The sequence below is a fragment of the Agrococcus sp. SL85 genome (assembly GCF_026625845.1).
Taxonomy (GTDB): domain Bacteria; phylum Actinomycetota; class Actinomycetes; order Actinomycetales; family Microbacteriaceae; genus Agrococcus.
This window is the reverse complement of the sequence record NZ_CP113066.1, coordinates 2,055,810-2,070,114: the sequence shown is the minus strand read 5'-3', so window position 1 is coordinate 2,070,114 and position 14,305 is coordinate 2,055,810. Positions and strand designations below refer to the sequence as shown.

Sequence of the window (14,305 nt, the reverse complement as noted above, 5' to 3'; positions counted from 1 at the left end):
GCCCCCACAGGAAGGCACGTCATGTCCGACCCCAACGCCCCCCGCCGCGAGGATCAGCCGGACCCCGCCGCGCAGCCCGGCGACGGCTTCTCCGTGACCCACGAGCAGCACGCCGCGCCCAGCGCGCCGGCGGCGCCCGGCGTCGGCCAGCCCGCGCAGCCGTTCACCGGCCACTCGCCCGACGCCGCGGCCGGCAACCCCGCGTTCTCCGCCCCGCCCGCCGACGGCCAGGGCCGGCAGCAGCCCCAGCAGCCCTCCGCGCCCGCGGCGCCGCCCTACGGTGCGCCGCAGGGCGAGCACGGCGCCCCGTCCCACGGCGTGCCGCCCCACGGCGCCCCGCCCCAGTACGGCGCGCCGCAGGGCCACCAGCCGCCGCAGGGCGCCTACCCGCCCGCGGGCGGCTACCCGCCGCCGCAGGGCGGCCAGTACGGCGCCCCGGGCCAGCCGCAGTACGCCTCTGCGCCCCCGATGTCGCCGGTCGACGAGAAGAACGCCGGCATGTGGGGCCACCTGTCCGGCCTCTCCACGATCGTCACGGGCGGATTCGGCGGCTGGATCGGGCCGCTCATCGTCTTCATGATCTACAAGGACCGCAGCGCCTTCGCCAAGCAGGAGGCAAGGGAGGCGCTGAACTTCGGCATCTTCTCGGCGATCCTCGCGATCGGCATCCTGATCGTCGGCACCATCACGAGCGTCATCGGCATCGGGTTCCTGCTGCTCGGCATCTACTGGGTGCCGGCGCTCGTCCAGGTGATCTTCTCGATCATCGGCGCCGTGCGCGTCAACGGCGGCGGCTCGTACCGCTATCCCTTCAACTGGCGGCTCGTGAAGTAGCCGAGCGCCGGCGGACGCCCCGTGCCCCTCGTGGCGCGGGGCGTCGTCGCGTCCCGGCATGGCATGCTCGGCGGATGGATCCCGCGACGACGCACGAGCCCGACTGGATGCGACGCATGCCCGACGGCGCCAGGCAGGCGATGGCGCGGGGCGAGCACCCCGCCGATCCGAGGCGCGTCGGCGCCCTCGTCGCAGTCGTCGGCGGCGTCGTGTTCGGGTTCGCGAACGGCGACGGCGAGCTGTCGGCGGGCCTGCTCGTGGCGCTGCGCGCCGCGATCGCGGTGCTCGCCGTGGGCTGCATCGTGCTCCTCTTCGTACGTCGCAGGGCCATGGGGCCTCCTGCGACGCCGCGGCGCCTCGCGGGCCTCGCCTACGCCGCGTCGGTCCTGGCGATGCTCGCGGCGATCGCGCTCGGTCGGGCGGCGCTCGAGGCGCTCGGCGCGGCGCACGCGGGCCCCTCGTGGATCGCGGTGTGCGTCGGCCTCCACTTCCTGCCCTTCGCGTGGGCGTTCCGGGAGCGGATGCTCGTGCGGCTCGGCCTCGCCGTGGCCGCGGTCGGCGCCGTGGGGACGGTCGCCGGCGTGCTCGCGGGGCAGCCCTGGGGCTCGGCCGCCGCGATCGCGGCGGGTGTCGTGCAGCTCGTCACCGTCGCCGTCTGGGCGGCGCGGGGCCGCTGAGGCGCGGGGCAGCTGACGCTCAAGGCTCCTGAGGCGCGGGGCCGCTGAGATTCAGGGCAGCAGGCGCCGCACCACCGCATCGGCGAGCAGCCGCCCGCGGAGCGTCGGCACGACGCGTCCGCCGATCGCGGCGCGGCCGTCGACGAGACCCTCGGCCACGAGCCCCGCGACCGCGCGGCGCCCCTCGGCGTCGAGCACGGCGACGTCGAGGCCGTCGGCGATGCGCGTCTCGAGCAGCACGCGCTCCACACGGCGCGTCTCGGGGTCGAGCTCCTCGCGCGCGAGCGCGGGCGAGGAGCCCGCGTGCAGGCGGTCGCGGTAGGCCGCGGGGTGCTTGACGTTCCACCAGCGCACGCCGCCGACGTGGCTGTGGGCGCCGGGGCCGAAGCCCCACCAGTCGTGGCCGCGCCAGTAGGCCAGGTTGTGCCGGGCGACGCGGTCGCCGCGCGCCCAGTTCGACACCTCGTACCAGGCGTAGCCCGCGGCCGAGAGGGTCGCCTCCGCCGCCTCGTACATCGACGCCTGCAGGTCGTCGTCCGGCACCGAGAGCTCGCCGCGGCGGATGCGGCGCGCGAGCGCCGTGCCCTCCTCGACGATGAGCGCGTAGGCCGAGACGTGGTCGGGGCCGATCGCGACCGCGGCATCGAGCGAGCGCTGCCAGTCGTCGAGCGACTCCCCCGGCGCGCCGTAGATGAGGTCGAGGCTCACCTCGAGCCCCGCCTCGCGCGCCCAGGCGGCGACGACCGGGACGCGCGCCGGGTCGTGCGTGCGGTCGAGCGCGGCGAGCACGTGCGGCACCGCCGACTGCATGCCGAAGGAGACGCGCGTGACGCCGCCCTCGCGGAGCGCGCGGAGGCCCGCGGCGTCGATCGAGTCGGGGTTGGCCTCGACCGTCACCTCGGCCCCCGGCTCGATCCCGAACGCCTCGCGGAGCCCATGGAGCATCCCCACGAGGTCGGCGGCCGGCAGCAGCGTCGGCGTCCCCCCGCCGAAGAAGACCGTGCGCAGCGGACGCTGCGGGCCGAGCTCCGCGAGCACCTCCGCGGCGAGCGCGATCTCGGCGGCGACGTCGGCCGGGTAGCCCGCGCGCGTCGCGCCGCGCAGCTCATCGGCCGTGTAGGTGTTGAAGTCGCAGTAGCCGCAACGCACGCTGCAGAACGGGATGTGCACGTAGGCGCCGAAGGGCGCGGGCGCAGCGGCGTCGGGTGCCGCGGACGCAGGCAGCCGGCCGTCGGCGGGCGCGGGCACGCCCTCGGGCAGGCGACCCATCGTCAGGGCACGTCGATCGAGCGCAGCACGTCCATGAAGCGCTCGTGGTGGCGACGGCGCACGGCGTCGGCGATCGGCGCGGCGGCGCGCGCCCACCATGCCTGGTTGCGCACGATCGCGCGGAAGTGCAGGAACACCGACTCGTCCTCGGCGATCTCGATCGTGAAGCGCTCCTCGCCCGCGAGCGGGTGGCCGTCGAGCGAGCCGAGGATCACGCCGTGGCTCGTCGCCTCCTCCTCGACCGCGATGACGCGCATCGGGGCGTGGAAGGTGACCCCGGCCACGCGGATCCGCTGGTCGACCGAGTCGCCCGGCTGCAGGAACGGCTCGCCGTCGGGCCCGAAGGTCTGCTGCGGCTCGATGCTCGCGGCGCGGGTCGCCTCCTGGCCCTCGAAGCCCACGGGCCGGTAGACCGTGCCCTCTTCCGTGCCCATGACATCGATCTCGATGCCCGAGAGCCGCTGCACCTTCCAGGTGCGCAGGGCCGCGATCGCCGCCTCGTAGCGCGAGCGGCCGTGGCCGATGCGCGCGCGGCGCTGCACGACCTCGAAGCCCTTCGGCGGGAAGCGGTGGAAGTCGAAGTGCGCGGTCGCGCCGACCGCGCCGTAGTTCGTGGGGCGCTCCGCGATGGGGCGGCTCACTTGCCGTCCTTCTTCGTCTCGCCGGTCGAGAGCGCGGCGATGAACGCCTCCTGGGGGACCTCGACGCGACCGACCATCTTCATGCGCTTCTTGCCCTCCTTCTGCTTCTCGAGCAGCTTGCGCTTGCGCGTGATGTCGCCGCCGTAGCACTTGGCGAGCACGTCCTTGCGGATGGCGCGGATCGTCTCGCGCGCGATGATGCGGGCCCCGACGGCGGCCTGGATCGGCACCTCGAACTGCTGGCGCGGGATGAGCTCGCGCAGCTTGCCGGCCATGAGCACGCCGTAGGCGTAGGCCTTGTCCTTGTGCACGATGGCGCTGAACGCATCCACCTGCTCGCCCTGCAGCAGGATGTCGACCTTGACCAGGTCGCCCTCCTCCTCGCCGTCGAGCTCGTAGTCGAGCGAGGCGTAGCCCTGGGTGCGCGACTTCAGCTGGTCGAAGAAGTCGAAGACGATCTCGCCGAGCGGCAGGCGGTAGCGCAGCTCGACGCGGTCCTCCGAGAGGTACTCCATGCCGCCGAGCGTGCCGCGGCGCGACTGGCACAGCTCCATAATCTGGCCCACGTAGTCCTTGGGGGCGAGGATCGTGGCGCGCACCATCGGCTCGACGACCGAGTGGATCTTGCCCTCGGGGAACTCGCTCGGGTTCGTGACGACGTGGACGTGCTTGTCCTCCGTCTGCACCTCGTAGACGACGCTGGGCGCGGTCGCGATGAGGTCGAGGCCGAACTCGCGCTCGAGGCGCTCCGTGATGATCTCGAGGTGCAGGAGGCCGAGGAAGCCGCAGCGGAAGCCGAAGCCGAGCGCGACCGAGGTCTCGGGCTCGTAGACGAGCGCCGCGTCCGAGAGCTTCAGCTTGTCGAGCGCCTCGCGGAGGTCGGGGTAGTCGGAGCCGTCGATCGGGTACAGGCCCGAGAAGACCATCGGCTTCGGGTCGGCGTAGCCCTTGAGCGGCTCGGTCGCGCCGTGCCTGGCGGTCGTGACGGTGTCGCCCACCTTCGACTGGCGCACATCCTTCACGCCGGTGATGAGGTAGCCGACCTCGCCGACCGCGAGGCCCTTCGAGGGCATGGGCTCGGGGGCCGAGACGCCGATCTCGAGCGCCTCGTGCTTGGCACCCGTGGAGAGCATGGTGATCTGCTCGCGCGGCTTCAGCGCGCCGTCGACCATGCGGATGTAGGTGACCACGCCGCGGTAGGCGTCGTAGACGGAGTCGAAGATCATCGCGCGGGCGGGGCCGTCGACGTCGCCCGTGGGCGCGGGCACCGTCTGCACGACGCGGTCGAGCAGCGCGTCGACGCCGACGCCGGTCTTGCCGCTCACGCGCAGCACGTCTGCGGGGTCGCCGCCGATGAGGCCGGCGATCTCGGCCGCGTACTTGTCGGGGTCGGCGGCCGGCAGGTCGATCTTGTTGAGGACCGGGATGATCTCGAGGTCGTTGTCCATCGCCAGGTACAGGTTGGCGAGGGTCTGCGCCTCGATGCCCTGGGCGGCGTCGACGAGCAGGATCGCGCCCTCGCACGCGGCGAGCGAGCGGCTCACCTCGTACGTGAAGTCGACGTGGCCCGGGGTGTCGATCATGTTGAGCGCGAAGGTCTCGCCGTCGACCTCCCACGGCATGCGCACGGCCTGGCTCTTGATCGTGATGCCGCGCTCGCGCTCGATGTCCATGCGGTCGAGGTACTGCGCGCGCATCGAGCGGTCGTCAACGACGCCCGTGAGCTGCAGCATCCGGTCGGCGAGGGTCGACTTGCCGTGGTCGATGTGCGCGATGATGCAGAAGTTGCGGATCCGCGCCGGATCGGTCGCAGCAGGCTCGAGTGCCTTGGTCGCTCGGGGGCTCACTGGGTCCTTCTCGGGGTCGGATGCGGGACTCCCCATCTTCCCACAGCCGAGCGGGCGGGATCGCGCCGTGCCGGGCGGCCGCATTGCAGGCGGGTTGGCTCGCTGGTATCGTTGTCCGCTGGCTTCCCCTTTCCTCGCGTGCGCAGGTGCGCCTCGAGCGAGGAGCGGGTCGCGGCGGGGTCCCGGACGGGACGCACGGCCGCCGCCGAACCATCCTCGACCAGAAGAAGGACACCCACGTGGCGAACATCAAGTCGCAGATCAAGCGCATCCTCACCAACGAGAAGGCGACGCAGCGCAACCGCGCCGTGAAGTCGGAGCTCCGCACCGCCGTGCGCGAGGCTCGCAGGGCCGTCGCCGCGGGCGACAAGGCCGTCGCCGAGCAGAAGCTCGCGATCGCGGGCAAGAAGCTCGACAAGGCCGTCTCGAAGGGCGTGATCCACCGCAACCAGGCCGCGAACCGCAAGTCGGCCATCGCGAAGCAGGTCGCAGCGCTCTGATCCGAGCCGTCTGACCGAAGGGGACCCCTGGCGGGGTCCCCTTCGTCGTCCCCGGGGCTCCTCGCGCCGTCGGCCGGGGTCGCCTCACGACGAGCGGCGCCGATCTGTTCGTGATCGGCGAGGTCTGGCGCTGAGTGGCGACGAACGACTGCTGATCGGCGACGTCTCACGCTGACTGGCGCTGAAGGGCTCGCGAGTGGCGGCGAATCGCCCATGAGTGGCGACGAGTGGCTCGTGATCGGCGACGTCTCACGCTGAGTGGCGCCGAATGGTCGTCAAACGGCGCCACAGTCGACGAGAAGGCGCCAGTCGATGGCAGATAGCACCAATCGGTGGCAGAGGTCGCCAATCGGGGGCAGGGGGCGCCGCACGGTGGCCGGAGTCGCCGATCGATCGCGGACGCGTCGCCCGCGGGCAGGTCGGGGGTGCGCCGGCGGGGTCAGGCCGCGCGGGCGGCGAGCCTGCCGCACGAGGCGCTCGACCGCGTGGGCGGGGCTGCGCTCGGCGCCCTTGACGGCCGCGTCGGCGACGGCGATCTGCTCGATCGCGTCGCAGAGCGTGGCGTCGGTGTAGCCGCGCAGGTCGCGGCGGGCGTTCCGCAGCTGCCACTCCTGCATGCCGAGCGCGCGCGCCGCCTGGCCGTCGCCGCCCTGTGCGCCCGAGACCTTCGCGAGCTGCCGGAACCGCATGGCGAACGCGGCGACGATCGGCACGGGATCGGCGCCCGTCGCGACCGCCTGGCGGAGGGTGACGAGCGCACGTGCGACATCGCCGGCGATGACGGCGTCGACGACCGCGAAGGCCGTGGTCTCGACGCGGCCGGCGTAGTAGGTGCGCACCGTCTGCTCGGTGATCTGCCCCTCCGTGTCGACCGCCACCTGGCGGATCGCGCTCGCGAGCTCGGCGATGTCGCTCGCGAAGGCGTCCACGAGCGCCGCGATGGCGCCGGGCGTCGCGTCGCGCTCGAGCAGCCGCAGCTCGTTGCGCGCGAAGGGGATCATGTCGCCGCGGCCGAGCGGCTGGCAGACGACCTCGAGCGCGCCGGGCGTCCTGCGGATCGCGTCGAGCAGCTTCTTGCCGCGCACCGTGGACCCGTCGTGGCGGATGATGAGCGTCGTGCCGTCGACGGGCGCCTGCAGGTAGCGCAGGCCGTCCTCGATGAAGGCGTCGGTGGCCTTCACGCCGTTCGCGACGCGGATGAGGCGCGGCTCGTCGAACAGCGACGGGCTCGCGAGCAGCTCGAGCGCGCCGTCGCTGTACTGGCCGGCATCGAGGTCGCTGACCTCGAGTTCCGGATCCTCCTGCAGCAGCAGCGCCCTGAGGCGCTGCACGGCGCGATCGGCGAGGAAGCCCTCCTTGCCGAACACGAGCACGACGGGCGCGGGCGAGATCTGGTCCCACCCGATCTTCGGGATGCTCGCCGCCGCCATGCCTCCAGCCTAGGGCGGGCCGCCGACGTCGCCCGATCCTGGTGGCCCCGACGGCTCGCGCTCCGACCACACACGCACGCCCTCGGGCGACAGCTCGAGCGCGATCGTGCCGCGCTCGTCGGTGCGCAGCGGCTCGGCGCCGGTGTCACGGAGGATGCGGAGCGCCTCGCCGGTCGGGTGCCCGTAGTCGTTGGGCCCGACGCCCACGAGCCCGACGGATGCGCCGATCGCCCCGTAGAGCGCCTGCAGCTGGTCGGCGGAGCCGTGGTGGGCCGCCACCACGACCCGGGCCCGCGGGGCGCCCTCGCGCAGCAGCCTCGCCTGCGCCTCCGCCCCGAGGTCGCCGAGCACGACGAGCTCGAGGCCCTCGCCGGGCAGGTCGAGCGCGACGGCGACGCTCGCGTCGTTGCCGGGCTCGTCCTGACCCGTCGGCCACAGCGCCTCCACCCGGATCGCGCCGACGTGCCAGGCGTCGCCGCGATCGGCCTCGGCCGCGGTCGCGCCGCCCGCGGCGAGCGCCTCCGTCACCGGAGCCGCGCGCTCGTCGAGCGGCCCGTGCACCACCGCCCCGACGCGACCGACGACCGCGTCGACGCCGCCCACGTGGTCGCGGTCGAAGTGCGTGAGCACGAGCAGGTCGACGCGGGCGACGCCGAGCATCCGGAGGCAGGCAGCGAGGGGCGCCGGGTCCGGCCCGACGTCGACGAGCACGGTCGCGCCGCCCTCGCGCACGAGCGTCGCGCTCCCCTGCCCGACGTCGCACTGCGCGATGCGCCAGTCGGAGACCGCACCCATCCGGAGGCCGGGCAGCGCGGCGGTGCCGGAGGCGACCACGCCGATCGCCGTCGCGATCGCGGCGCCGCGCAGCAGTCGCCCGCGCGCGTGCCCGAGCACGATCGCGGCGAGCACCGCGGCGGCGGCGACCGCGCCCCACGGCGCCGCGGGCCAGGGCGCCTGCGCGGCGGGCAGCGTGCGCGAGGCCTCCGCGACCCCCGCGATCCACGCGGCCGGCACCCACGCGATCCAGGCAAGCGCTGCGGCGACGCCGGGCGCGAGCGGCGCCGCGAGGCACACGGCGAGGCCCGCGATCGTCGCGATCGGCGCGGCGGGGCCGGCGAGGAGGTTGGCGAGCACCGCGACGAGGCTCACCTGCGCATCGAGCACGACGAGCACGGGCAGGCACCACAGCTGCGCGGCCGTCGGCACCGCGATGAGCGCAGCGAGCGGCATCGGCAGCCAGCGGGCGAGCGCGCGGGCGATGGGTGCCGCATGCACGACGAGGCCGCAGGTGGCGAGGGCCGAGAGCGCGAAGCCGGGGCTCGTGGCGAGGTGCGGCTGCACCGCGAGCACGACCAGCACGGCGAGCGCGAGGAGCGCGAGCGCGCCCGTGCGGCGCCCCGTCGCGATGCCCAGCAGCGCGATCGCCGCCATCGCGCCCGCGCGGACGACGCTCGGCTCCGGCGTGACGAGCAGCGCGAAGCCCGCGAGCGAGGCGGCCGCGACGAGCACCCGCGCCCAGCGAGGCGCGCCGAGCGCCGCCATCCCCTGGAACGCGGCCCCGACCACGATGACGCAGTTGGCGCCGGAGACGGCGGTGAGGTGGCTGAGGCCCGTCTCCAGCATCGCCGCCTCGAGCCCGGGTGAGAGCCGCCGGGTGTCGCCGATCGACAGCCCCGGCACGAGCTCGCCGCCGCCACCGGGCAGCGACGCGGAGGCCGCGAGCAGCCCGTCGCGCAGCGGGCTCGCCCACGCCGCCCACGCCTCGGGCTCCCCCACCTCGAGCGCGTCGCACGCGAGCAGCCACCGCGCGCCGTCGAGCCACGCGTCGCAGGAGCCGACGGCGGTCGCGCCGATCGCGAGCGCGGCGCCGTCGACGGCCTCCGGCGCGCGCAGCAGCATCGCGGACCGCACCGCCCCGGCGCCGTCGCACCCGACGACCACCACCTCGGCCGGCGGTGCCTCCCCGAGCAGCACGAGCGTCAGCTGATCGCAGGCATCGAGCCCGGCCTCCGCGGCGCCCACCGCGCCGGCGAGCAGCGCCGCCGAGAGCGCGACGCCGACCGCGCCGAGCCGCACGCCCGACGCGGCCCGCTCCGGCAGCCACGACGCGCCGATCAGCATGACGACCGCCACGGGCGCCGCCGCGATCGCGCCGACGCCCAGGTGGCCCGTGGTCGTCAGCACGGCGAGCACCGCCCACGCCACGCCCACGGGGATCGCGAGCCGGAGGTCGTGCACGGCTCAGAGCGTCACGAGCGGCGTCAGCTGCGCGAGCAGCGCCGGGCCGATCCCGGGCACGTCGTCGAGCTGCGCGACGTCGGTGAAGGGGCCGTGCTCCTCCCTGTGGGCGAGGATCGCGCCGGCCAGCGCCGGGCCCACGCGCGGCAGGGTCTCGAGCGTCGCGGCGTCGGCGCGGTTGAGCGAGACGAGCCCACCGGGCCCGCCCATCGCCGGCGTGCCCGCCGCACCCGCCGCCGCCTCCTCCTCGGTCGGCACGAGCAGCTGCTCGCCGTCGACGACAGGCCGCGCGAGGTTCAGGCCGCCGGGCGCCGCGCCCTCCGCCGCTCCCCCGGCACGGGCGATCGCGTCGAGCACCCGAGCGCCCTCGGGCAGCGTGTAGACGCCCGGCGAGGCCACGGCGCCCTGCACGTCGACGATCAAGGAGGCCGCGGAGGTCACGGCCGGCGCGGCCGAGACGGCGACGGGCGGCGGCGCGACGTCCTGGGCCACCTGCTGCACGACACCGCCCGCGACCGCGCCGAGCACGAGCACGACGGCCGCGCCCGCGCCCAACCGCCAGCGCGAGCCGCCCTCGCCCCCGAACCCCGATGCCGCTCCGACCACGCGGGCGACCGTACGGCCGCGCCCCGCCTGCCGGAGCAGACGGGGCGCGAGCGTGTGGAGAAGCGCCTCAGACCACGAGGTTCACGAGCCGCGGCGCGCGCACGATCGCGTGCCGCACCTCCGAGTCGCCCACCGTGCGCGCCACGCCCGGCAGGGCGCGCGCGAGGCGCTCGAGCTCGTCGGCGTCGATGTCGGCGGCCACCTCGAGGCGGTCGCGCACCTTGCCGTTCACCTGCACGACGGCGGTGACGGTCTGCTCCACGAGCAGCGAGCGGTCGGCCTTCCGCCAGCCGGCGTTCGCGACCGAGGGCTCGAAGCCCAGGTTCGCCCACATGTCCTCGGCCGTGTACGGAGCGAAGAGCGACAGCCCCAGCGCGATCGTCTCGACCGCCTCGCGGACGGCCGGATCCCCCGCGCCCACGGTGCCGTCGACGGCCTTGCGGGTGGCGTTCACGAGCTCCATCAGGCGCGCGACGACGACGTTGAACTTCAGCGACTCCACGAGGCCCGGCGCATCCGCGAGGAAGCGGTGCGTCTCGCGGCGCAGGCCCCGGTCGCCGCCCTTCGGGTCGGTGCCGGGCTTCGCGAGCGCCTCGTTCGAGAGCCGCCACGCGCGCGCCAGGAACTTCTGGGCGCCGGCGGGGCTGACGTCCTTCCAGTCGATGTCGTCCTCGGGCGGGCCCGCGAACGACATCGTCACGCGGATCGCGTCGACGCCGAAGCGGTCGAGCTCCTCCGAGAGCGTGACGAGGTTGCCCTTCGACTTCGACATCTTGCCGCCGTCGAGGATCACCATGCCCTGGTTGAGCAGCGACTCGAAGGGCTCCGTGAACGACACGTGGCCGAGGTCGAAGAGCACCTTCGTGATGAAGCGCGCGTACAGCAGGTGGAGGATCGCGTGCTCGACGCCGCCGACGTAGCGGTCGACGGGCGCCCAGCGGTCCACCTCGCGCTTGTCGAACGCCTGCGTGTCGTCGTTCGGGCTGAGGAAGCGCAGGAAGTACCAGGACGAGTCGACGAACGTGTCCATCGTGTCCGGGTCGCGGCGCGCGGGGGTGCCGTCGATCGGCGAGGGCACCGTGGCCCACTCCTCGGCCGCGCCCAGGGGGCTCGCGCCCTTGGGCGTCAGGTCGAGGCCCTCGGCCTCGGGCAGCACCACGGGCAGCTGCTCGAGCGGCACCGGCACCTCCTGCCCGTCGGCGGTGTGGATGATCGGGATGGGCGTGCCCCAGTAGCGCTGGCGCGAGATGAGCCAGTCGCGCAGGCGGTAGGTCTTGGCCGCGCGGCCGACGCCCTTCGCCTCGAGCAGCTGGATCATGCGGCCGATCGCGTGCGCCTTCGAGAGGCCGTCGAGCTCGCCCGAGTTGATGAGGCGGCCGTCGCCCGTGAGCGCCTCGCCGGTCGTGGCCGGGTCGAGCGCCGGCGCCTCCTCGGGCCAGATCGCGTTGCCGTCGTCGTCGAGCGGGATCATCGGCATGACGCCCGTGACTGGCGCGTTCGTGTCGACCACGACCTTGACCGGGAGGTCGAAGGCGCGCGCGAAGTCGAGGTCGCGCTGGTCGTGCGCGGGCACGGCCATCACGGCGCCGTGGCCGTAGTCGGCGAGCACGTAGTCGGCGGCCCAGATCGGCAGGCGCTCGCCCGTGAGCGGATGGATCGCGAAGCGGCCGAGCTCGACGCCCGTCTTCGGGCGCTCGGCGTTCTGCCGGTCGATCTCGGTCATGCGGCCCACCTGCTCCAGGTAGTCCTGGAAGCGCATCCGCACGGCCGCGTCCTCGGCCCCGGCCGCGAGCTCGGCGGCGAGGTCGGAGTCGGGCGCGACGACGAGGAAGGTGGCGCCGTGGAGGGTGTCGGGGCGGGTCGTGAAGACGGGCACGCGGGCGCTGCGGCCCTCGATCTCGAACTCCACCTCCGCGCCCTCGGAGCGGCCGATCCAGTTGCGCTGCATGCGCAGCACCTTCTCGGGCCAGCGGCCCTCGAGCTGGTTGAGGTCGTCGAGCAGGCGGTCGGCGTACTCGGTGATCTTGAAGTACCACTGGGTGAGCTTCTTCTTCACCACGGGGGTGTCGCAGCGCTCGCAGAGGCCGTCGACGACCTGCTCGTTCGCGAGCACCGTCTGGTCCTTGGGGCACCAGTTGACGTTCGAGGGCTTGCGGTAGGCCAGGCCCGCCTTGTGCAGCTCGAGGAAGAGCCACTGGTTCCACTTGTAGTAGCCGGGGTCGCTCGTGTGCAGGATGCGGTCCCAGTCGAACGCCGTCGCGTAGAGCCGCATCGAGCGCTTGTGCTGCTCGATGTTGTCGAGCGTCCACGCCTTCGGGTCGATGCCGCGCTTGATGGCGGCGTTCTCGGCGGGCAGCCCGAAGGAGTCCCAGCCGATGGGGTGCAGCACGTTGAAGCCCTGCTGGCGCCAGTAGCGCGCGAGCACGTCGCCGTACGCGTACGACTCCGCGTGCCCCATGTGGAGGTCGCCGGAGGGGTACGGGAACATGTCGAGCACGTACTTGCGCGGGCGCGCATCCGTCTCGTCGTCGGTCGCGAAGGGTCGGATGCTGTCCCACACGGGCAGCCACCGCTGCTGGATGCGGGCGAAGTCGTAGGTCTCGTCGGTCACGCGTAGCTCCTGGATGACGTCGGCCGGAGGCGGCACGACGACTCACCATCCTACGGCGGCGCGAGCCTCGGGGGCGTGGCAGGATCGAGTGCCAGAGCCGTCGCGCACACCGAGGGGAGGTCGTCGGTGCCGGAGTTCGAGAACCCGCCCGCGACCGTCGACGTGCCCGCGGCGCGGGTCACGCGCATCGTCTCGGTCGACGCGCCCTGCTCGGCCGTGTGGCGCTGCCTGACGGAGCCGGACCTCCTGGCGCGCTGGCTCGGCGACATCGCCGCGTTCCCGGAGGGCGTCGTGGAGGGCGCGACGGGCCGCTTCGCCTGGACGGGCGAGGTGGTGCTCGCCGCCCGCTTCCTCGCGGTGGAGCCCGAGCGCCGCGTGGCGTTCTCGTGGGCGGAGGGCATCCTCTCGGACCGCGCCTCGGTCGTCGAGATCGACCTGCAGGAGCTCCACGGCGCGACGCAGGTGCACCTCGTGGAGTCGGGGTTCCCGCTCGAGGGCGACGACGCCTCGAAGCGCGAGGCGCTGCGCGCGCTCGCGGCCGGCTGGACGGTGGAGCTCGACGAGCTCGTGGAGCTCGCGGAGGGCCTCGCTGCCTGAGCCGCGCGGCCCGGGTGTGGTCGGTTCGCGCCCTCCGGCAGGCCTGCGGTGGACGCGAAGCGACCACAGGCGGGGCCGCAGGTGACCACAGCCGGATCGGCGAGCGGTCCAGCGGATCGAGTCAGGAGGCGGGGACGAGGGAGGCGAGGAGGGCCGCGGCCTTCACGTGCAGCTCCTCGACCTCGGCTGCCGGCTCCGAGAGCGCCGTGATGCCGCCGCCGACGCCGATGTGCGTGCCCCTCGCGTCCGAGACGACCGAGCGGATCACCATCGCGAGCTGGCAGGCCTCCCCCGCGACGACGCCGAAGCATCCCGAGTAGACGCCTCGCGGCGCGCCCTCGAGCTCGGCGAGCAGCTCGACCGTGCGGCGCTTGGGCGCGCCCGTCATCGAGCCCGCGGGGAAGAGCGCCCGCGCCGCGTCGAGCGGGCCCAGCCCCGGCAGCAGGCGCCCCTCGACGGTCGAGACGAGCTGGTGCACCGTCGGGTAGCTCTCGATCGCCAGCAGGCTCGTCACCGCCACCGAGCCCGGCTCGCACACGCGCTGGAGGTCGTTGCGGCAGAGGTCGACGATCATGACGTTCTCGGCGCGCTCCTTCACGCTCTCGTGCAGCTCGCGCGCGAGCGCCGCGTCGTCGGCCGCCCCGCGGCGCCGCGTGCCCTTGATGGGCCGCGTCGTGGCCGTGCCGCCCTCGACCCGCAGGAAGGTCTCGGGGCTCGCGCTCGAGAGCGTCGTGCCGCTGATGCGCAGCAGCCCGCCGTGGTGCACGGGGCTCGCGGCGCGGAGGCGCGCGTGGGTCGCGATCGCATCGATCGGCGGGGCCTCGATCGCGGTCGTGAGGCACAGCACGTAGGAGTGGCCGTCGCGGATGAGGTCGCGGCAGCGCTCGACCTCCGCGGCGTAGGCGTCGTCGGCGTCGCGCCAGGCGAGGAGGCGCGGGTCCATGGGCGAGGCGGACCCGGGCGCGAGCCGGCCATCGGCCGGGGCGGGCGCCGTGGGCAGCGCCCAGGCGACGCCGTCACGCGACTGCAGCGCGCGCGGCCCTCGGCCACCACGA

At 74.2% G+C, this 14,305-nt stretch carries 12 protein-coding genes; 4 read left to right on the top strand and 8 right to left on the bottom strand.

What is annotated here, in order from left to right:
• The first annotated feature begins 21 nt into the window (after window positions 1-21).
• Window positions 22-834 (top strand): DUF4870 domain-containing protein, encoded by an 813-nt coding sequence (locus tag OVA14_RS10270; protein ID WP_267503781.1) that lies wholly within the window; start codon window positions 22-24, stop codon window positions 832-834.
• 74 nt (window positions 835-908) lie between these two features.
• Window positions 909-1,511, top strand: a complete 603-nt coding sequence (locus OVA14_RS10265; protein ID WP_267503780.1) for a hypothetical protein — start codon at window positions 909-911, stop codon at window positions 1,509-1,511.
• A 51-nt stretch (window positions 1,512-1,562) separates the two neighbouring features.
• On the opposite strand, the gene hemW is transcribed toward OVA14_RS10265, so the two are convergent.
• From hemW to lepA, 3 genes are read right to left on the bottom strand one after another with little or no spacing between them, the layout of a single operon-like run.
• Window positions 1,563-2,780: a radical SAM family heme chaperone HemW gene (gene hemW / locus OVA14_RS10260; RefSeq protein WP_267503779.1), complete on the bottom strand. Its 1,218-nt coding sequence runs from the start codon at window positions 2,778-2,780 to the stop codon at window positions 1,563-1,565.
• A 2-nt stretch (window positions 2,781-2,782) separates the two neighbouring features.
• Window positions 2,783-3,421: a DUF1990 family protein gene (locus tag OVA14_RS10255; RefSeq protein ID WP_267503778.1), complete on the bottom strand. Its 639-nt coding sequence runs from the start codon at window positions 3,419-3,421 to the stop codon at window positions 2,783-2,785.
• Window positions 3,418-5,268, bottom strand: a complete 1,851-nt coding sequence (gene lepA, locus OVA14_RS10250) for a translation elongation factor 4 (protein ID WP_267505565.1) — start codon at window positions 5,266-5,268, stop codon at window positions 3,418-3,420. Before lepA ends, OVA14_RS10255 begins: the two co-directional genes overlap by 4 nt.
• Window positions 5,269-5,507: 239 nt before the next feature.
• On the opposite strand from lepA, the gene rpsT reads away from it, so the two are divergent.
• Window positions 5,508-5,768 carry a 30S ribosomal protein S20 gene (rpsT, locus tag OVA14_RS10245; RefSeq protein WP_267503777.1) on the top strand — a complete coding sequence of 87 codons (261 nt, stop codon included), beginning with the start codon at window positions 5,508-5,510 and terminating at the stop codon, window positions 5,766-5,768.
• Window positions 5,769-6,043: 275 nt separating this feature from the next.
• Here rpsT and holA read toward each other — a convergent pair whose 3' ends face one another.
• The 4 genes from holA to leuS form a co-directional block, all read right to left on the bottom strand.
• The gene (gene holA / locus OVA14_RS10240; RefSeq protein ID WP_267503776.1) at window positions 6,044-7,198 is read right to left on the bottom strand and encodes a DNA polymerase III subunit delta; all 1,155 of its coding nucleotides are present in this window, start codon (window positions 7,196-7,198) and stop codon (window positions 6,044-6,046) included.
• A gap of 9 nt (window positions 7,199-7,207) precedes the next feature.
• Complete coding sequence (locus OVA14_RS10235; protein WP_267503775.1) at window positions 7,208-9,436, bottom strand: ComEC/Rec2 family competence protein; 2,229 nt, start codon at window positions 9,434-9,436, stop codon at window positions 7,208-7,210.
• A 3-nt stretch (window positions 9,437-9,439) separates the two neighbouring features.
• Complete coding sequence (locus tag OVA14_RS10230; RefSeq protein WP_267503774.1) at window positions 9,440-10,042, bottom strand: ComEA family DNA-binding protein; 603 nt, start codon at window positions 10,040-10,042, stop codon at window positions 9,440-9,442.
• A 67-nt stretch (window positions 10,043-10,109) separates the two neighbouring features.
• Window positions 10,110-12,653, bottom strand: a complete 2,544-nt coding sequence (gene leuS, locus OVA14_RS10225) for a leucine--tRNA ligase (RefSeq protein WP_267503773.1) — start codon at window positions 12,651-12,653, stop codon at window positions 10,110-10,112.
• Window positions 12,654-12,779: 126 nt separating this feature from the next.
• Here leuS and OVA14_RS10220 point away from each other — a divergent pair, with 126 nt between their 5' ends.
• Complete coding sequence (locus OVA14_RS10220; RefSeq protein ID WP_267503772.1) at window positions 12,780-13,250, top strand: SRPBCC domain-containing protein; 471 nt, start codon at window positions 12,780-12,782, stop codon at window positions 13,248-13,250.
• 121 nt (window positions 13,251-13,371) lie between these two features.
• On the opposite strand, the gene OVA14_RS10215 is transcribed toward OVA14_RS10220, so the two are convergent.
• Window positions 13,372-14,193, bottom strand: a complete 822-nt coding sequence (locus OVA14_RS10215) for an anthranilate synthase component I family protein (protein WP_267503771.1) — start codon at window positions 14,191-14,193, stop codon at window positions 13,372-13,374.
• Window positions 14,194-14,305: the final 112 nt, after the last annotated feature.